Raw genomic sequence first — 18,443 nt, 5'->3', positions numbered from 1 at the left:
GCCTACTCGCTCCGGGAGCGCACGATCAGGTCGGCCAGCAGCGCCAGCGAGCCGATCAGCAGCCCGGTCACGAAGATGATGATGGTGTTGTTGGCCAGGTAGAACGGGGTCTTGACGTTGTCGTAGACCCCCTTCGCGATGCCGATGCCGACCAGCCAGATCGCCGGGGGCATGAGCACCTTGAGCGGGTTGAAGTACATCACCATCCGCAGCACCTGCAGGATGTAGCGGTAGGCGTCGGAGACGAAGCCGAACTTCGACTTGCCCGCCCGCTTGCTGTACTCGATCGGCAGGTAGTAGATGTCGTGCTGGTTCGACAGGAACGACAGCGTGATCGTCGTGACGCAGGAGAACCCGGGGGGCAGCAGCCGCAGGTAGGGCCGGGCCACCGACTTGCGGAAGGCCCGCAGCCCCGAGTTGAGGTCGGGGATCTTCTGCCCGGCCAGCAGCTCGGCGACCTTGCGGATGAACCACTTGGCCGGGACCCGCAGGAACTTGTGCGAGCCCTCCTCGGTGGTGCGCGCGCCCACGACCTGGTCGACGGTCGCGTCCTTCTCCAGGATCCGCACGAGCTCGGGGATGCGCTCGTTCGGGTAGGTCATGTCCGCGTCGGTCCACACGACGATCTCGCCGCGCGCCTCCTGCGTGCCGATCCGGCGGACCGTGCCCGACCCGCCGTTGCGGTGGAAGGCCCGGATCCGCATGTTCGGGAACCGCGGCGCGGCCTCCTGGAGCCGGGCCAGGGTCTGGTCGGTGGAGCAGTCGTCCACGGCCACCAGCTCGTAGGTGTAGCCGCTGCCGTCCATGGCCCGGCAGATGCGCTCGACCTCGTCGATGACGTGGTCCTGCTCGTTGTAGCAGGGCAGGACGATCGTGACGTACGGCGTTGCGTCCACAGCTGGTCCACTCTCGGGGGTCTCGGGCGTGCTCACGACCGGCGAGGATACTCCCTGACACCGTGGCCCGGACTCACATCACCCGCTTCGGGCCGCTCCGGCGCGGATCACCGGGTGACGACGGGAGCCGCCTCGGCCACGCCCGGCATGCCCTCGACCGCTCCGATCACCGTGTGCGCGTGGCGGGGATCCACCAGCCTGACGTAGTAGGACTCCAATTCGGCTGAATTCTTTGAGCTCTTGCGCATCAGGAAGAAGTCGAGCACCCGCCCGGCGTGCGCGGCGTCCTCGAAGTAGATCTGCTCGACCTCGCGCATGGCGACCAACCTGGCCTCGATCGCCTTCCTTCTCCCGCCGCGTGGCGGGCCCGCGCTCGGCGCACGGGCTCTCGTAGGGGAGCCGTCGGCCGCACAGTGTGATCTCGACGTCCGCCTTGCCCTCCCAGAACCGGCCTCCGACGACAAGGACGTTGGTGAACTGCGGCAGCTTGCCGAGCGCGGCCTCGAACCGCTCGGCGTCGGCCCGCCGGTGGAGCGTGCCCCGGAACGATTCCGGCATGTCCTCGAAAAGCACCGCCGAGATCAGATCCGCATCACCCTTGCTGCTCTCCCTGAAGTTCTGCCACGCCTCCTCTCGGGACTCGAACTCCACCTCCTTCACCTCGGGCATCGCCTCCAGCTTCGCCTGGAGCGCACGCCGCTGCCTCGGGGTGACCCCTCGCTTGCCGCATCGTCTGTGCCATTCACCGTCACCCGCACGGCACAGGAAGGCGCTGAACTCCGCCTCCTGCGGCCAGGGGCCGTCCGGCGGCGGGAAGACCTTCCGCCCGCCGGCCCAGGGGCCGTCCGCCGCCGCAGTCGCCTGGGCTCGCGTTCCACCGGAGGACGGCTCCTCGGCCCCGGCCGGTGTCGCGGAGGGGAACGCGAAGGCGGCGGCGGTGACGGCCGCGGCGAACAGCCCACGCCGGGCACCCGCGCGGGACGCGCGGAACGGACGTGCGGGGGACGGCTTCTCGGACTCCACCCGCCCGACTATGTCGATCTTCCGGTTCCCTGGCAAGCCGCTAGCCGTCCGAGCCGACGCGGCTCACCCAGCCGACGCCGGGCAGGGACTTCAGCGCCCTGGCGGCGGCGGGGAAGGCGGCCGGGTCGGAGAGCTTCACGTAGAAGGTCTCCACCGCCCTGTCCCACCGGAACATCCGGCTGGAAGACGGCTCCTCCGGGTAGTAGTGGCGGTCCAGCCGGATGCTGTCCTCGCGGCTCTGCAGGTAGACCGTCTCCGCCCCGGGCAGGTCCCAGATCCGGTCGAGGATCGCCTCCTTCTCCTCCGCGGTGGTGGGGTGCTCCGCCCCGCCGGACCGGTTCTCCGCGCACCGGTCCCAGTGCTGCCACTCCATCGCCTTCCCGCACAGGCGGACGGCGAGGTCGGCCTTGCCCGCCCAGAAGTCCGAGAGCTCGCGGTACACCGTCTCGACCTCGGGCATCCCCCTCAGCCGCCGGGCCACTTCGGCGAAGTCACCGCCGCGGTGGAGCCGGGCCCTGACGACGGGGTGACCGGCCCCCATGCCCTGCGGGAGCTCCTCGCCCGCGTCCGCGTAGTAGGCCAGCACCTCCCGGCGGCTCTCCTCCTCGCTCACGGGGACGACCTCGGCCAGTTCGGGCATGGACCGCATGCGCTCCGCGACCACCCGGGCGTTGGCCTCCGCGTCTCCGCCCCCGGAGCAGTTCGCCCCCATCATCCTGCCGCACGGGTAGACCACGAACCGCAGCTGGGCGGGGAGCGGCGCGTCGGGCGGGGGCAGCGGCTCGCGGGAGCGCTCGTACAGATACAGGCCCCCGAACCCGGCCGCCCCCAGCACCGCCGGCACCACGGCGCAGACGGTCAGCACCCGGACGTGTGCTCTCGCCCATTCCCGGCACGCCGCCGACCGCTCCCGGACCGTTCGCAGCCGGGCCTCCAGCCACGGCTCCCGGTCCGGATCCCCACCGCCGAAGGAAAGCTCCTCATGACCTGACATCCAGGAAACTATGCCGAACCGTTCCGGGGAACCGCCATCCAGACGTCGACCGCGAGCGACCAGGTGCCGTCCGGGGCCTCGGTGAGGGAGCGCTCGTCCTGGCGGGTGCGCAGCCGCATGACCTGGACGGGCGTGCCGTACGGCGCGACCTGCCCGGCCTCGGCGGCGAGCAGCACCGGGACGCGGCCGGCCGCCCGGACGCGGCCGGTCAGCCGGGCCACGTCGGCCGGGGACGCCAGGTCCGTGCCGGGCACCTGCGCCACCTCGGCCGCGGGCACCCCGCACACCCCCCGCACGAGCTGGGTGAAGCGGTCGGCGGTGACCCGCTCCACGACCAGCACCGCGGCGCCGTCCGGCAGCGCCGCGCACATCGCCTCGACCGCCGCGCGCTCCCCCCGGCCGACCGGGGTGAAGGCCGTCCCGATGGAGGTGACCGCGCCCGGCACCACCAGCAGCAGGACGCCGGCGACGGCGATGCCCTTCCGCGCGGCCGGGCCGTACCCCCGCTCCCGGGCCCGGCGCAGCACCCAGCGCAGGCCCCAGACGGCGAGCAGGACCAGGCCGGGCAGCACGACGGGGACGAGCCTCCGGGCGGCCCACGGGTGGTCGGGGGTGATGGCCGGGCGGTAGAGCGTGGTGACCGTGGTCCAGCCGACGACCGTCAGCGGGAGCAGCCACTCGGGCGCCCGCCCCCGCACGAGCCGGTGGGCCAGCACGGCGGCGGCCAGCGTGGCGAGCAGCACGGCCGGGACCCCGAGGTACCAGGCGACCCAGTGCAGCGAGTCCTCGTAGTAGAGCCGGGTCCCGTCGGCGGCCAGCCCGTTGGCCGCCTGGGTCTTGGCGATGAAGTCCGCGGTCGTCCGGTCCTCGGGGGTGGCGGGCACCCGGGTCACGGTCTGCAGCCGGGGCCGCAGCGCGAAGGCAGCCATCACGGCGACGACCAGCCCGGCCGCGGCCTCCGGCAGCCGCCGGACGCGCGCGAGGCGGCGCAGCGGCCCCGCCAGGCGGGGCCCGAGCGCGGCGGCGGCCAGTGCGAGCGCCAGCACGGCCGCGCAGACGGCCAGCAGGGGCCGCCACGAGCCCGACAGATACTCCAGGTACGGCTCGGCGAGCAGGAACGCGGCGGCGAAGCCCAGGCCCGATCCGGCCAGCAGCCCGCCGAGCAGCGGCGCCCCCAGCCGCCCGTCCGGGCGGCCCCCGGCCGTGCCCGCCTCCCCTGCCGCGGGCTCCCCCGCCGCCGGGCCCCCGGAACCGGCGGCCGCGCCCGCCCGGCGCAGGGCGATCAGCGCTCCCGCGTAGGCCAGCACGGGCAGCACGTCCCGCAGCCCGTCGATCCTGACCAGCACGGCCAGGCCGAGCACCAGCCCGGCCAGGAACGCCCCGGCCACCGCCGCCCGCCCGCTCCCGGGCTGCCCCGCCCCGCCGCTTCCGGGCGGGGCCGCACGGAGCCGGGAGCGCGCGTCCAGCAGCAGGCAGAGCCCGCCGAAGAGCAGGATCAGCGAGAGGATCTCGCTGAAGGTCGTCCGCGAGGTGTACAGCACCGGCATGCACACGGCGAGCACCGGCGCGGCGAGCACCGCCCACCGGGCCCCGGCCAGCCGGGCGACGGTCCCGGCGAGGACGAGCACGGCCAGCGCGCCCAGCACCGGCGGGGCCAGCAGCAGCCCGGCCAGGCCGCCCAGCCAGTGACCCAGCGCGTAGACCAGCGGCGGGCCCGGCATGAACTGCGGCACGACCGCGCCGCCGTGGTCGAAGAAGCCGACGCTGCCGAAGCGGAGCGCCGGGTCCGGCCCGCCGAAGGCCGCCTCGCCGTACGGGATCGGCAGCGAGCCGTGCTCCGCCAGCCAGACCGCGTACTGCGCGTAGGTCGCCGGGTCGCGCCGGACGATCAGCTGCTCGCTGTGGAGCAGCAGGTTGAACAGCCCCGAGCCCGCCGCGGCGGCGAGCACCCCGGCCACCTGCCACGCGGTCGCTCCCGCGATCGCGGGCGCCGTCCCGGCTCCGGCCGCGCCCTGCGGCGTGCCCGCGGCCCCGGCGCCGGGCAGGCCGCGCAGGCCGTACCGGCACAGCAGCGCGGCCGCGGCCAGGCCGAGCGGCACCGCGACCGGCGGCCGGAACCAGCCGAGTAGGAGCAGCGGGAGCCCGGCCAGCAGCCAGCCGGCCAGCACGAGCGCGGGTGCCGCCGAGACCGCGGCGAGCACCCCGCCCGCCGAGGGCCCGCGCGCGCGTCCCGGCCAGGTGCTCCTCATGATCCTCCCGAAGGGTGGTGGCGAGGCGCCGGTACGGCCCCGGCCCGCCGGAGCCGATAGCGTACGCGCAACACGCGAAGGGGGGCGGCGGGTGGTCGGAGGGGCGCGGGAGCACCGGTGGTTCGCGGCGCTGCTGGGCCTCGGGGCCGTGCTGCGGGCGGTCACGATGCTGGGCTACCGGCCGGCGATCTGGTTCCCCGACTCCTACACCTACGTCGTCACGGCGCTGAAGCCGCGCCCGGACCTGGTCCGTCCGGCCGGGTACCCGATGTTCCTGCGGCTGCTGGAGCCGTTCCACGGCTTCGGCGTGGTGGCTCTCGCCCAGCACCTGCTGGGGCTCGCGGCGGGCGTGCTGGTCTACCTCGCCGCCCGGCGGCTGCGCGCGCCCGGCTGGGCGGCGGCGCTCGCCTCCGCCCCCGTGCTGCTGGACGCCTACCAGATCGAGCTGGAGCACCTGCTGGTCTCCGACACCCTGTTCATGCTGCTCGTCGTCGCGGCGGTCCGCCTCGCCCTGTCCCGCGAGGTCACCCGGCGCACGGCGTGCGGGCTCGGCCTGCTGGTCGCGGCGGCGGCCCTCACCAGGACCGTCGGCCTGCCGCTGGTCGCCGTCTTCGCCGCCTGGCTGCTCTACCGGGCGCGGGGCCGTACGGCGGTGGCCGGCGTGATGCTGGCGGCGGCCGTGGTGCCGGTCCTGGCCTACGGGGCGTGGTTCCACGCGACGTACCAGCGGGTCGGCATCGTGGGCGCGAACGGCGTCTTCCTCTACGCGCGCACGATGGCGTTCGCCGATTGCGCGGAGATGGAGCCGCCCGCGGACCTGGCGGTGCTGTGCGACCCCCGCCCGCCGGAGCGGCGACCGCCCTCGCAGGAGTACATCTGGAGCGCCGACTCCCCGCTGGTGAAGCTGCCGGGCATCACCTTCAGCCGGGAGAACGACGAGCTGGCCGGGCGGTTCGCCGCGCTGGCCCTGCGCAGCCAGCCGCTCGACTACCTGGCCTCCCTCGTCAAGGAGCTGTCGCGCTCCTTCACCTGGGACCGCCCGGTCTACCCGGACGCGGAGATCTACGGCTACTACGAGTTCCCGGCCGAGACGCCCCCGCCGCCGGGCCGCTACCCGGCCACGGTGGGCGTGGAGTTCGCCGAGCGCTACGAGCGCGGGCCGATCGGGACCGAGATCGCCGAGCCGTACGCCGGCTGGATGCGCGCCTACCAGGACGTGGCCCGGCTGCCGGGCGCGGTGCTGCTGGTGGTCCTGCTGGTCCCGCCGGCGGCTGCGGGCCTGCGGCTGCTGCCGCGGCTCCGGCGGGGCGCCCGGCCGGACCGCGGGCCCGGACGGGCACCGGGCGCGGGGGCGGCGGGGGCGGCGGGGGCGTCCGACGCGGAGACGGCGGGGCCCCGGACCGGGCGGGACCCCGGTGCCGCGGCGTGGGTGCTGCCGTGGACGGTGGCGTCACTGCTGCTGGTGATGCCGGCGGCGGTCGCGGAGTTCGACTACCGGTACGTCCTGCCCGCCGTGCCGCTCGCCTGCCTGGCCCTCGTTCTCGCAGGTAGCAGGGCTTCTCTATCAAACGTTCCCTGAAATGTCCGAATTTGAGTATGCTGAGCGCCCAGATCATCACGGGGACCAGCAGGAGGGACGGGCATGACCAAGTTCAGCCCATGCCGACCCCTCGTCCTGACCGTGTGACCTAATCTTTGGGCGCGATGAGCGAGCCTAGGCAGCACAGCGCGTTGCCGCCGAGCAGGGAGGGTGCATGAGCGACCACCGGCATGTCGCCGTGAAGGATCGGACCATGCCGTCCGTCCCGCGCTCCCGCACCGCACGGCGCGCGGGCCGCGACACCCCTCCCCCCGAGGAGACCCTGCCGGGCAACCGGCCGCCCCGCGGCAAGGGCCGCCCCCCCGGGCGCATCGGCGCGGGCGGCTGGGCGGGCATCGGGCTGACGGGCCTGCTGGTGCTGGGCACGCTGGGCGGCTACAAGGTCTACCGGGACACCCTGGGCGAGATCAAGCAGGTCAAGATCACGGACAAGCTCGGCGACGATCGCCCGGTGAACGCCACCGGCGCGCTCAACGTCCTGCTGGTCGGCTCCGACACCCGCGAGGGCGACAACCTCAAGTACGGCCAGAAGATGGCCGACGCGGGCAAGCGCACCGACACGATCATCCTCATGCACATCTCCCCCAACCGGGACAAGGCGACGCTCGTCAGCTTCCCCCGCGACTCCATGGTCGACATGCCGGCCTGCGAAGGCGAGAACGGCAACCAGGTCCCCGCCCGGCGCGAGATGATCAACGCCGCGTACAACGAGGGCGGCATCACCTGCACCATCGCCACGATCGAGCACCTCACCGACATCCGCATCGACCACTTCGTCGAGGTCGACTTCACCGGATTCAAGAACATCGTCGACGCCCTCGGCGGCATCCGGATCTGCCTCAAGCAGCCGGTGGACAGCAAGAAGGCCAAACTCACCCTCGCCGCCGGCTGGCACAACCTCAACGGCGAGAAGGCCCTGGGCTACGTGCGGCTGCGCGACTACGGCGACAACAGCGACATCCAGCGGATCAAGCGCCAGCAGGTCTTCCTCACCCAGGTCGTGAAGAAGGCCACCAGCGGCGAGCTGCTCACCAATCCCGTCAAGCTCCAGTCCTTCATCTCCGAGGCCGCCAAGTCCGTCCGGATGGACGAGGAGCTGGCCAACGACCAGCAGGCCCTGATCGACATCGCGATGAGCGCCAAGGCGCTGACCGCCAGCGGCGTCAAGTTCATCACCGTCCCGTGGGGCGCCGACCCCACCGACAAGAACCGGGTCGTCTGGAAGCAGCCCCAGGCCAGCGAGCTCTTCGAGTCGATCAAGAACGACACCGAGGTGACCCCGACCGCGAGTCCCAGCGCCTCCGCCAAGCCCGCCGTCAAGCACGAGCAGGTCCGGGTCCAGGTCCTCAACGGCACCGACAAGCCGGGCCTGGCCGCCGACGTGGCGGGCAAACTCGCCGCCCAGGGCTTCGTGGTGACCCAGGTCGGCAACGCCCGCCCGGCCACCGGCAACGTGCCGAACACCTCGGTCCGCTACGCCAAGAAGGACGCCGCCCAGGGCCCCGACTACGCCGACGCCCTGGCCGCCCGCCTGTCCGGCGACAAGCTGCCGCCCACCGAGGGCAAGGTCAGGCCGGTCAGCTCGGAGAAGTACACCCCGCCCACCGGACCGATCGCCGAGCCGCCCACCGGACCGATCATCCAGCTGGTCATCGGCGACGACTGGAAGGGCGTGCGGGTGCCCACCAAGATCCCCGACTCCCTCAAGGACCAGGTCGTCGACACCAAGACCGACCCCTGCCAGTGACGCGGCGGCCGGGCGGGCCGCCTCCCGCCGGGTCCCCGCGGGCACGGTCCGGACGGCACGGCCCCGCGGGCTCCGGAGAGAGTCACGATTTCCCGCGAACCCCGCGTGAAGGCCGCTCCCGTGCGACAGACGGCGCGTCCGCGGACTATGGTTGGCAGGTCGGCGAGGCGAACCCGCCGGGCCCTGCGCGGCCGCATCCTCCGGGGCGTCTCCGCCGGTCTTCTCCGCCCCCGTCTCCGACAGATAGCTGAGCGTTTCCCTCGTGAGCGACACCCGATCACCCTTCTCGGTCCCGGCCCCCTGGAACGACGGCGCCTCCGGCGCCGGTCCCGCGGGGCCGTCGGACGGGCGGGGCGGGCCACCCGCCCCGTGGCCGATGCCCGAGCACGCGCAGCCGTCTGCGGCGCCCCAGCCCTCCTGGCCGGATCCGCCGCACTCCGGCGCGCCCGCCTCCGGATGGGGGAGCCGCCGCAGGCCCGAGGAGGAGACGGCCGGCGAGGTCACCGCGTGGGCCCACCCGCCGTACCGGGAGGCGCAGCCGCCCGCGCCGCGCGGCCCGCTGGACGCGGGCGCGGCCGCGCAGGGCGCCGTGCGGACCGGCGGCCGGGAGCAGGACGCCGTCCGCACCCCGGAGCGCGCGCCCGCGTGGGCACCCCAGCCCGCCGCCGGCGAGCGGCCCTTCTCGGCCTGGGAGACGTCCCCCGGCGAGCAGGGCCCGCGCCGGACCGGCGCGGACGCCGCGCCGGAGGAGGAGCCCGCCGCCCCTCCGGCCAGGAAGAAGCGCGAGCCGTACCTCGACAACGTCAAGTTCGTCCTGATCGCCCTGGTCGTGGTCGGGCACTCGCTGGTCCCCACGCTGGACGCGGACTCCGCCAAGGCCGCGTACATGTTCATCTACACGTTCCACATGCCGGCGTTCGTGCTGATCAGCGGTTACCTCGGCCGGAACTTCTGGAACTCCAACGCGAAGATCAACAAGCTCGTCGACACCATGCTGGTGCCGTACGTGATCGTGGAGATCGGCTACGCGCTCCTCCGCTTCTCGCTGGGCCAGAAATGGACGCTCACGATCACCGACCCGGCCTGGCTCAACTGGTATCTGCTGGCCCTGGTGCTCTGGCGGATCTCCACACCGATCTGGCACCGGATGCGGCAGCCGATCCTCGTCGCCTTCGTCATCTGCCTGGCCGCGGGCTTCTCGGAGATCTCCGGCGACTTCAGCCTCGACCGGTTCTTCGGCCTGCTCCCGTTCTACGTCATCGGCATGATGCTCAAGCCCGAGCACTTCGACCTGCTCAAGCCGCTCTGGGTCAGGATCACCGCCGGGATCACGCTCGCCGCCGGCGCCGCGGTGGCGATCCTCGTCGCCCCGCACGTCAACCTCAAGCCCGTCTACTTCCGCTACAGCTTCAAGAAGATGGACCTGGAGTGGTGGCTCGGGCTCGGCGTGCGCGGAGCCATGCTGCTGGCCGCGCTGGCCCTGACGTTCGCGCTGCTGGCGCTGGTGCCCCGGCGCGAGACCTGGTTCTCCGACCTCGGCACCCGCACGCTCTACGCCTACCTGCTGCACGGCGTCCCGGTGCTCATCGCCAAGGACCAGGGCTGGCTGGACGTCTCCTGGCTGCACGGCCCGCTCGGCGTGATGGCGATCGCCTCCAGCTCCCTCGCCCTGGCGATCGTCCTGTGCCTGCCGGAGACCCGCACGCTCTTCAAGTGGCTGCTGGAGCCGCGCCTGGTCTGGCTCTACCGGCGGCCCGCGGAGTCCAGGGACGGCGGCGAGCCCGCCCCGGCCCCGGCCCCGGCCAGGGAGAGTTCAGCGGCCGTTCCCCGGTAGTTAACGCGACACACGCGGTGACGACGGAACCGGCGCCCAGCATCGGGATATGCGGGTATGTATCGGGACGGTCGTCCGTCACCCCGAAGACGCCCGGATCATGCATCGGCAGATCCGGGCGCTCCTCGACGCCGGGCACGACGTCACCTACGTCGCGCCCTTCACCGACTGCAACGTCACCCCCGGCCCCCGGATCCGGGCGATCGACGTGCCCCGCGCGGCCGGACGCCGCCGCGGCCGGGCGCTGCGGGCCGCCCGCGGCGCCCTGAGGCGCGGCGTCGACGGCGCGGACCTGCTCCTCGTCCACGACGCCGAACTGCTGTCCCGGCTGCCCCGGCGCCGCCCCGTCACCGTCTGGGACGTGCGGGAGGACCCCGTGGAGACCGCCGCCGCGGCGGCGGCCCGCACCCGCCTCCCGGCGCCCCTGCGCGGGCCCCTGCTCGGCAGGGCCGGGACCCGCGCCGAGCAGCGCGTCCGCCTCATCCTGGCCGAGGAGGCCTACCGGGAGCGGTTCACCGGCTCCCACCCCGTCGTCCCCGAGACCGCCTGCGTGCCCCGGCGTCCCCCGCTCCCGCCCGGGCGGCAGAACCGGGTGGTCCACCTCGGCGGGCTCTCCGCGGACCGGGGCGCGGCGGAGCTGGTCGAGCTGGCCGAGCGGCTGGCCCCGCACGGGATCCGGCTGGACCTGATCGGGCCCGCCGACCCCGCGACCCGGCCGCTGCTGCGGGACGCGCAGCGCCGGGGCCTGCTCGACTGGTACGGCCACGTGCCCAACCGGCACGCGGCGCGGATGATCGAGGGTGCGATCGCCGGGCTCGCGCTCCCGCACGCGGTGCCCGGCGACCCGCGGCCGGCGCCCACAAAGATCATCGAGTACATGGCCCGGGGAGTCCCGGTGGTCACCACCCCGCAACCGGCCGCGGCCGCCCTGGTCGAGCGGGTCGGCTGCGGCCTGGTCGTGCCCTCCGGCGACGCCGGCGCCGCGGCGCGGGCCGTGCTGGGGCTCCGGGACGACCCGGAGGGCGCGGCGGCCATGGGCGCCCGCGGCCACGCCGAGGCCGCCCTGCACCACGACTGGCCCGACCACGCGGGCGCCTTCGTGGCCCTGCTGGAGGAATGGGCGGGCAAACCGGTGACGGCGGGCCGTGGGCTTGGTGTACTTGAACCATGGCACGCCATCTGATCCAGGGCCGCGAGGTGACCATGCCGGTGCGGGTCCGGGAGGCCGCTGTCTCCGGCGCCTGCTACCTGGTGCGGGCCGACGCGGCCCGGGCGGTGCTCGCCTACTCCGGGCTGGACGCCGCCGAGGTCCTGCCCGGCAAGGCCCTGTGCACGCTGGCGTTCGTCGACTACGCCGACGGCGACCTGGACTCCTACCACGAGTTCGGGGTCGCCTTCCTGATCCGGCCGCCGGAGGCCGGGCCGGCTCCGCGCCGGGGGCTGCGCGCGAACCTCGCCGAGCTGCGCCGCGCGGGGGCGGGCACGTTCGTCCACTGGCTCCCGGTGGACCAGGGCTTCACCCTGGAGGCCGGCCGGGCGATCTGGGGCTTCCCCAAGGAGCTGGCCGAGCTGGACCTGCGCCTGGACTCGCCGTACAAGCGGTGCGTCGTCCGCCGCGACGGCCGGCTCGTGCTCGACCTGCTGGTCAAGCCCGGGCTCAGGGTGCCGGTCCGCGGCTCCCTGACCCCCGCCGACGCCTACAGCCACCTCGACGGCGTCACCCGCCGCATCCCCTGGTCGGTCGCCCCGCGCGGGGTGCGGGCACGTCCCGGCGGCGCGCTGATCCGCCTGGGCAACCATCCCGTCGCCCGGGAGCTGAGCGAGCTCGGGCTGCCCAAGCGGGCCCTGGGCTCCTTCACGGTCGCCCGCACCGCCATGGTCTTCGGTGAGGCCAAGACCCTCTGAGGGCCCCTCAGTGCCCTCCGGCGACCTTCCGCCCGGCGCCCGGCGGGAGCACGCCCGCGGACGCCGCACGGCGGCGTACGGCGGACAGGTCAGACGATGGGCGGGCGGCCCAGCCGGAGCATGCGCCAGGCGGTCTTCCAGCCCATCGGGCGCCGCTCCCCCGCCGGCTCGCGCAGCCCCTCGCGGAAGCCCGAGAACCAGGCCCGCAGGGCGGTGCCGGAGCGCTCGCGGACCAGCGTGAGGATGATCCAGTTGAGCAGGTAGAGGACCGCCAGCGGCCAGGGGAGGTTGCGGCGGGCCAGCCAGACGCGGTTGCGGGCGTTGAGCCGGTAGAAGTCCGCGTGCCGGGTCGGCGGCACCTGCGGGTGGTACATGACGGTCTTCGCGTCGTACTCGATGCGGTAGCCCTCACCGAGCAGCCGCCAGGCCAGGTCGGTCTCCTCGTGGGCGTAGAAGAACCGCTCGGGCAGCCCGCCGACCTGGAGGAAGGCCGAGCGGCGGATCGCGCAGGCGCCGCCGAGGAAGGTCGTGACCGGGGACGACCGCTCGGGGTCGCCCGCCCTCAGGCGGGGGACGTGGCGGCGCTGGCCGGCGCCGCCGTCGGGGTCCATCACCCGGAAGGAGACGACCGCGAGGTCGTGCTCGGTGGAGAACCGCTCCCGCAGGTGGGTGACGATGTTCCGCTCGCCGTACCAGCCGTCGTCGTCGAGGAAGAGCACCACGTCGCCGGAGCACTCCTCGACACCGCGGTTGCGACCGGCCGGGATGCCCGCGTTGTGCTCCAGCCGCACGGTCTTGATCGACGCGGACGAGCCGGGGGGCACGGTGACCGGGAGCTCCGGGACGTCCGCGCCGTTGCCGACGATGACCACCTCGACGTCGCCGTCGTCCTGGTTCAGCGCGGACTCGACCGCCCGGCCCAGCTCGGGGATCCGGTTACCCATGGTGAGGATGACGCACGAGATCTTCAACGCGTCATCGTCCTGACGCGTCGCGGACACGTGCGGGGCATACTTTCATGATCACCGAGTCTGCTGGTGCGGGCGTTTCTGGCGGAGGTGCGGCCTGGTGATTCACCAGGGGACAAGCGTATCGGAACCGCCGGCGAACACCCACCGATCCGGTGGGTGTTCGCACCTACGACGCGCCGGGACGCCGTCCGGTTCCTCACGACAGCCGCCGGGACGCCAGAATGCTCACCAGGTGCAGGACCATCTGCAGGACCGCCACCACCAGGCAGGCCGCCACCAGCACCCGCGTCGCGGCCAGGCCGCCGCTCACCAGGTCCCAGACGGCCGCGACCACCACCAGCAGCGACAGCTCGACCGCCTGCACGATGCGGTGGAACTTCAGCGCCGCCGCGGCCTTGCGCGCCAGGCCGAGCCCCCGCGACCGGAACTGCTCGGCCGAGGACTCGGTCGCCGCCACCAGGCCCGAGCGGGCCCGGGCCACGTCGACCAGGTCGGTCTCCGCCTTGATCAGGATCGCGCCGAGCGCGGCGCCGAACCCCGCCACGGTGTACCAGTCGGGGAGCGTCTGCGACGCCCGGAAGCCCAGCCCGATCAGCAGCGCCGCCTCGGCGAAGTAGTGGCCGACCCGGTCGAGGTAGACGCCCGTGATGGAGGTCCGCCCGGTCCACCGGGCCAGCTCCCCGTCGGAGCAGTCGAGCAGCAGGTAGATCTGGACGAGCAGGGCCGCGCCCACGGCCGCGCCGAGCCCGGGCAGCGCCAGGACCGCGCCCGCCGCCAGCCCCGCCAGGATCATCAGCCAGGTGGTCTGGTTGGGTGTGATCGGCGTCTTGGCCAGCAGCCACGTGACGTAGATCGACAGCTTGCGCATGTAGAGCACGCCGGCCCAGTGCTCCCCGCTGTTGCGCTCCATGGTCGAGTGCGGCTGGGCCACCGCACGGAGCTCAGCGACCGACGGCCCGGACATAGTCCTCAACCCGATCCCTGATCTCCGACTCCGACAGGCGCAGGTGCTCCAGGATCGTGTAGCGCCCGGGGCGGGTCGAGGGCGCCAGCGCGACCGCCGCGGTGAACTGCTCGGCGCTCAGCCCGACGTCGCCGGGCGTGACCGGCAGGCCGTGCCCGCGCAGGCAGTCGACGACCTGGGCCAGCCGGGCGGCGTCCCGGCGGAGGAAGAAGCAGAAGGCCGTGCCGATCCCGGCGAGCTCGCCGTGGTTGGAGGTGCCTGGGTAGAGCTGGTCCACGGCATGAAGGATCTCATGGTCTCCGCCGCTGGAGGGACGGGACGACCCGGCGATGACCATCGCCATCCCCGACAGGATGAGCGCCTCGGCCAGCACGGTCAGGAACGCGTCCGACTCGATCGAGTCGCTCCGGCCGACGACCGCCTCGGCCGCGGTGCGGGCCATCGAGCAGGCCAGCCCGTCGATCGGCTCGCCCCGCTCGGCGTTGCCGAGCTGCCAGTCCTCGATCGCCGACAGGTTGCTCAGCACGTCGCCGACGCCGGAGCGGACCAGCGCGGGCGGCGCGTCGTGCACGAAGTCCAGATCGACCACGATGGCCAGCGGCATGGGCACGCCGAAGGATCCCTTGCCGCTCTCGTGGGTGAGCGAGGCCACCGGAGAGCAGATCCCGTCGTGCGACAGGTTGGTGGCGACCGCCACCATCGGGATCCCGGCCAGCGAGGCGGCGTACTTCGTCGCGTCGATGGTCTTGCCTCCGCCGATGCCGACGAGCGCCTCGTAGGCGCCCTTGCGCAGGTCGGCGCCGAGCGCGACGGCGGCGTCCACCGAGCCGTCGGGGACCCGGAAGACCTGGGCCTCGCCGAGCGTGGAGGCGATCACCGAGGCGATCCGGTCGCCCTGGCCCGCGCCCACCGCCACCGCCACCCGCCCGGAGGTCGCCACGCGGCTGTCGGCCAGCAGCGAGCCGAGCTCCGCGATCGCGCCCCGCCGTACCTCCATGGTCAGCGGGGCCGGGAGCATCCTGGCTAGTATCGGCACGCGATCTCCCGCGCCTTCGCCAGGTCGTCGTGGTTGTCGACCTCGACCCACGCGACGTCCCCGATGGGCGCGACCGCGATCTTCTCGCCGCGGTTCACCAGCTCCTGGTAGCCGTCCTCGTAGTACAGCTGCGGGTCGTGCTCGAAGGTCGCCCGCAGCGCGTCGGCCAGGCGCGCGCCGGCGCCCGGGCGGATCAGGGTCGCGCCGATGTACTCGCCCGCGGCGGAGGCGGGGTCCATCAGCTTGGTGATCCGCTTCAGGTGGCCGTCCTCGTCGAGGACGACCTTCATCTCCTCGTCGGCGAGCTTCTTGACGTCGTCGACGGCGAGCAGGATGTCGCTGGTGGCCGGGGCCGACAGCAGCGTGTGCTCCACCGAGACCGGGTGCACGGTGTCGCCGTTGACCAGCAGCACACCCTGGTCGAAGTAGTCGCGCGCGCACCACAGGGAGTAGGCGTTGTTCCACTCCTCGGCCTTGTCGTTGTGCACGAGGGTGAGCTTCACGCCGTGCCGCCGCTCCAGTTCGGCCTTGCGCTCGTGTACGGCCTGCGCCTGGTAGCCGACGACGACCACGACGTCACGGAGGTCGGCCGCCGCGAGGTTCCGCAGCGAGATGTCCATGATCGTGGTGTCGCCGTCGACCGGCACGAGCGCCTTGGGCAGCGTGTCGGTGTACGGCCGCAGGCGACGTCCGGCCCCGGCGGCCAGCACCATTCCCAGCAACGTGCACTCCTCATCCAAGTGAGACCCTCGGCGGGCTCTCCTGGCCCCAAAGGTTAGTTCCCTTTGACCCCTGATCGTGTAATCCGGGGTTCGCCCGCCGTTCCCCGACCGGTGGTCCGCGGCTCTCAGCCGGGCGTGCCGCCCGCCGAGGGGCCCCGCCCGGAGCGGGGCACGGGCGCCCAGCAGGTGAAGCCCTCCCAGCCGAACAGCCCCCACAGGTAGAGCGCGAGCAGCACGAAGACCGGGACCACCTGGCCGGTGATCCCGCCCAGGGCGATCAGCAGCATGCGCCCGTCCCAGCCGAGGCCGGCCGCGGCCAGCCAGAGCGGCGGGCGCAGGCCCTCCCGGACCCGGTTGACGACGTCGTAGTGGTGGAAGACCACCGCGCCGAGCAGCGCGAAGACCAGCCATGGCGGCACACCGTGCGCGAAGCCCACCGCCGCGGTGAAGCCGTACTCGGTCAGGCGCAGGATCGGCGGGACCAGCCAGTCGAGCCGCCCGTCGTGCGGGTGGGAGCTGCCCGGGCCGGTCAGCAGCAGCGCGACGGCGGGCGCGAACACCGCCAGGTCGTCGGTGCCGGCCACGCCGATGCTCAGCAGCACGCCGGTCACGAACATGCCGACCAGGGCGGGCGGCAGCGGCGGGAGCTGCCCCGCCACCAGGGCGCCCATCACCCGGGAGGGCACCCCGTCGTCGCGGTGGACCGCCACGGCGCCGCGCGCGAAGAGCACCGGGCGCGGAGAGGGGCGCCACGGGGGACGCGGTGAGGAACCGGCCATCAGACCATCGACCTGCCCATCCTGCCTCCGAGCATGTAGAGCGTGGCCAGGCCGCCCCAGGCCAGCAGGGCGAGGAAGGTCACCCGGGCGTCGAACACCGCGGCGGTCACCGCGATCAGCGCCGTGCGCTCCCCGATCGGGAGGACGATCATCCTCTTCAGCCAGCGCGTGAAGGAATCCTGCTCCAGGCGGCGGGAGAGCCCGGCCACGCCGCCCGCCGCGCCGGCGGCGTCCCGGTCACCGCCCGCACCGGCGGCGCCCGGGGCGTCGCCCGTGCCCGGGGCGCGGGCCGCGCCGGAGGCGGCCGCGGCGGCCCGCGCCTCCGTGTAGGACGAGTCGAGCATGTGCCGGAGCGCCTGCAGGACCAGGGCCGCCACGGCCAGCCGCCAGATGTCCTCCGCGCCGTCCCCGGCGCCCCCGGCGGCCGTGCCCGCGGCGTATCCGAAGGCCAGGCCGGCGTAGACGGCGTACTCCTTGACCCGGTCGAAGGTGGCGTCCAGCCACGAGCCGAACACGGAGAACGCGCGGGTGTAGCGGGCCAGCTGGCCGTCCACGCAGTCGAACACGAACGACAGGTAGAACAGGACGGCCCCGGCGATCCGCGCCTCGCGCGTGCCCTCGGAGAACCAGACGGCCGCCAGCGCGGCCAGGCCGACCGAGATGCCGGTGACCGCGTTCGGGGTCAGCCGCAGCTCTGCGGCGAGCCGGACGAGGTACGGGGACCAGGAGCTCACGAAGTAGGTGGTGAAGAAGCCGTCGTCGCCCTTGACCGCCGCCTCCAGCCGGGCGCGGTCCTCGTCCACCTCGGCCAGGCGCCGCACGGCCGCGTCGGCGGCCGGCTGCCCGGCCACCCGGTCGCAGTGCAGCCGCCCCGGCGCCGCCGCGCGGACCGGGACGCCCGCGCGGACCAGGCCGTCCAGGAGCAGCGCGCAGGCTCCGGCGCCGTCCGCCGCCGTGCCGGCTCCGTCCGGTCCGGCCTCCTGGGAGCCCCCGGCCGGCCCGTCCCTCCTCTCGGCCCGCGCGGCCAGCTCCTCGGCGACCTCGGCGAGGGCTTCGAGGTGGGACTCGCCGACCTGGAGCACGCCCCGGAAGGTGCCGTTGGCGCCGGGGAGGGGCGCGCCGGAGGCGCCGGCGGCCACCACCCGGCCGTCCTCCACGCGGACCGGCGGGCGGAGCGGGCCGGGGTCCTCGCCGTCCGCGGTCGCGACCACCGCCCCGGTGCCCCGCCCGGGACGGCCCAGCAGTACGGCCAGCGCCTCCGTGTGGGCCACCAGGTCGCCCGCCAGCACGGCCACCGGGCCCGGGGAGTCGCGCGCCAGCCGGGCGACGCGGCGCAGGTCGTCGGCGAGCCCCCGGGAGCCGTGCGAGCCGATCAGGTGGGTCCCCTCGGCGGCGCGGATGACGGCGCCGGACCTGCCCACCACGTGCACGTCCCGGACGGGGAGGGCGGCGAGCTGGGCGGTCAGCCGGTCGGCGAGGGTCCCGTCGCCGCAGCGCAGCGCGGCGGCCGCGGTGGTGGCGAGCACGACGGCGGTCGTCCCGGGGGCACCGGACTCCGGGGGCGCGGGCGGAGGGACAGGGGCGGGGTCACGCAAGCCGGGCTCCTTCGCATCCGACGGGGTCACCGTACGAACCGGGGAGTGCGCACCCAGCGTAGCGAGATCCTGACGGGATATCACGGGAGCGCGAGCGGCGGTCTTCCGGCAGCGGGCCCCCGGGCGGG

The 18,443-nt window shown here is 74.1% G+C and carries 15 protein-coding genes and 1 pseudogene; 5 read left to right on the top strand and 11 right to left on the bottom strand.

The window, feature by feature from the left end; translation table 11 throughout:
- Window positions 1-2: 2 nt before the first annotated feature.
- The 5 genes and pseudogenes from ABD823_RS02500 to ABD823_RS02485 form a co-directional block, all read right to left on the bottom strand.
- On the bottom strand, window positions 3-932 hold the full coding sequence (locus ABD823_RS02500) for a glycosyltransferase family 2 protein (protein WP_344855422.1): 930 nt from the start codon (window positions 930-932) through the stop codon (window positions 3-5).
- A 71-nt stretch (window positions 933-1,003) separates the two neighbouring features.
- Complete coding sequence (locus ABD823_RS02495) at window positions 1,004-1,213, bottom strand: hypothetical protein (protein ID WP_344855420.1); 210 nt, start codon at window positions 1,211-1,213, stop codon at window positions 1,004-1,006.
- A gap of 160 nt (window positions 1,214-1,373) precedes the next feature.
- Window positions 1,374-1,919, bottom strand: a pseudogene (locus ABD823_RS34545) (permease-like cell division protein FtsX); the annotation flags it as partial.
- A gap of 40 nt (window positions 1,920-1,959) precedes the next feature.
- The gene (locus ABD823_RS02490) at window positions 1,960-2,913 is read right to left on the bottom strand and encodes a hypothetical protein (RefSeq protein WP_344855418.1); all 954 of its coding nucleotides are present in this window, start codon (window positions 2,911-2,913) and stop codon (window positions 1,960-1,962) included.
- An 8-nt stretch (window positions 2,914-2,921) separates the two neighbouring features.
- On the bottom strand, window positions 2,922-5,162 hold the full coding sequence (locus tag ABD823_RS02485) for a hypothetical protein (protein WP_344855416.1): 2,241 nt from the start codon (window positions 5,160-5,162) through the stop codon (window positions 2,922-2,924).
- 91 nt (window positions 5,163-5,253) lie between these two features.
- On the opposite strand from ABD823_RS02485, the gene ABD823_RS02480 reads away from it, so the two are divergent.
- From ABD823_RS02480 to ABD823_RS02460, 5 genes are all read left to right on the top strand, one after another.
- Entirely contained in the window at window positions 5,254-6,741 is a 1,488-nt protein-coding gene (locus tag ABD823_RS02480; protein WP_344855414.1) for a hypothetical protein, read from the top strand.
- A 214-nt stretch (window positions 6,742-6,955) separates the two neighbouring features.
- Window positions 6,956-8,509, top strand: a complete 1,554-nt coding sequence (locus tag ABD823_RS02475) for an LCP family protein (RefSeq protein ID WP_344855412.1) — start codon at window positions 6,956-6,958, stop codon at window positions 8,507-8,509.
- Between the two features lie 262 nt (window positions 8,510-8,771).
- Window positions 8,772-10,343 (top strand): acyltransferase family protein, encoded by a 1,572-nt coding sequence (locus tag ABD823_RS02470; RefSeq protein WP_344855410.1) that lies wholly within the window; start codon window positions 8,772-8,774, stop codon window positions 10,341-10,343.
- Window positions 10,344-10,443: 100 nt separating this feature from the next.
- Window positions 10,444-11,526: a glycosyltransferase family 4 protein gene (locus ABD823_RS02465; protein WP_344855408.1), complete on the top strand. Its 1,083-nt coding sequence runs from the start codon at window positions 10,444-10,446 to the stop codon at window positions 11,524-11,526.
- Window positions 11,511-12,248, top strand: a complete 738-nt coding sequence (locus ABD823_RS02460; RefSeq protein WP_344855406.1) for an acetoacetate decarboxylase family protein — start codon at window positions 11,511-11,513, stop codon at window positions 12,246-12,248. Before ABD823_RS02465 ends, ABD823_RS02460 begins: the two co-directional genes overlap by 16 nt.
- An 89-nt stretch (window positions 12,249-12,337) precedes the next feature.
- On the opposite strand, the gene ABD823_RS02455 is transcribed toward ABD823_RS02460, so the two are convergent.
- From ABD823_RS02455 to ABD823_RS02430, 6 genes are all read right to left on the bottom strand, one after another.
- The gene (locus tag ABD823_RS02455) at window positions 12,338-13,219 is read right to left on the bottom strand and encodes a glycosyltransferase family 2 protein (RefSeq protein ID WP_344855621.1); all 882 of its coding nucleotides are present in this window, start codon (window positions 13,217-13,219) and stop codon (window positions 12,338-12,340) included.
- Window positions 13,220-13,415: 196 nt separating this feature from the next.
- Entirely contained in the window at window positions 13,416-14,183 is a 768-nt protein-coding gene (locus tag ABD823_RS02450; protein ID WP_344855404.1) for a CDP-alcohol phosphatidyltransferase family protein, read from the bottom strand.
- Window positions 14,161-15,201, bottom strand: a complete 1,041-nt coding sequence (locus ABD823_RS02445) for an iron-containing alcohol dehydrogenase family protein (RefSeq protein WP_344855402.1) — start codon at window positions 15,199-15,201, stop codon at window positions 14,161-14,163. Before ABD823_RS02445 ends, ABD823_RS02450 begins: the two co-directional genes overlap by 23 nt.
- Before the next feature lie 5 nt (window positions 15,202-15,206).
- Window positions 15,207-15,941 carry a phosphocholine cytidylyltransferase family protein gene (locus ABD823_RS02440; RefSeq protein ID WP_344855400.1) on the bottom strand — a complete coding sequence of 245 codons (735 nt, stop codon included), beginning with the start codon at window positions 15,939-15,941 and terminating at the stop codon, window positions 15,207-15,209.
- Between the two features lie 125 nt (window positions 15,942-16,066).
- Window positions 16,067-16,672 carry a DUF5941 domain-containing protein gene (locus ABD823_RS02435; RefSeq protein ID WP_344855398.1) on the bottom strand — a complete coding sequence of 202 codons (606 nt, stop codon included), beginning with the start codon at window positions 16,670-16,672 and terminating at the stop codon, window positions 16,067-16,069.
- 47 nt (window positions 16,673-16,719) lie between these two features.
- Complete coding sequence (locus tag ABD823_RS02430) at window positions 16,720-18,315, bottom strand: CDP-alcohol phosphatidyltransferase family protein (RefSeq protein ID WP_344855396.1); 1,596 nt, start codon at window positions 18,313-18,315, stop codon at window positions 16,720-16,722.
- Window positions 18,316-18,443 lie beyond the last annotated feature (128 nt).

It is taken from the genome of Planomonospora alba (genome assembly GCF_039534085.1).
GTDB classification, from domain to species: domain Bacteria; phylum Actinomycetota; class Actinomycetes; order Streptosporangiales; family Streptosporangiaceae; genus Planomonospora_B; species Planomonospora_B alba.
Note: the sequence above shows the minus strand (reverse complement) of the source record. Positions and strands in the feature narration are given on the sequence as shown.

Excerpts from the sequence above, each read along its gene's own strand:
- ABD823_RS02495 (WP_344855420.1), bottom strand. The coding sequence starts at position 1,213 with ATGCGCGAGGTCGAGCAGATCTACTTCGAGGACGCCGCGCACGCCGGG.
- ABD823_RS02490 (WP_344855418.1), bottom strand. The coding sequence starts at position 2,913 with ATGTCAGGTCATGAGGAGCTTTCCTTCGGCGGTGGGGATCCGGACCGG.
- ABD823_RS02485 (WP_344855416.1), bottom strand. The coding sequence starts at position 5,162 with ATGAGGAGCACCTGGCCGGGACGCGCGCGCGGGCCCTCGGCGGGCGGG.
- ABD823_RS02475 (WP_344855412.1), top strand. The coding sequence starts at position 6,956 with ATGCCGTCCGTCCCGCGCTCCCGCACCGCACGGCGCGCGGGCCGCGAC.
- ABD823_RS02465 (WP_344855408.1), top strand. The coding sequence starts at position 10,444 with ATGCATCGGCAGATCCGGGCGCTCCTCGACGCCGGGCACGACGTCACC.
- ABD823_RS02460 (WP_344855406.1), top strand. The coding sequence starts at position 11,511 with ATGGCACGCCATCTGATCCAGGGCCGCGAGGTGACCATGCCGGTGCGG.
- ABD823_RS02450 (WP_344855404.1), bottom strand. The coding sequence starts at position 14,183 with ATGTCCGGGCCGTCGGTCGCTGAGCTCCGTGCGGTGGCCCAGCCGCAC.
- ABD823_RS02445 (WP_344855402.1), bottom strand. The coding sequence starts at position 15,201 with ATGCTCCCGGCCCCGCTGACCATGGAGGTACGGCGGGGCGCGATCGCG.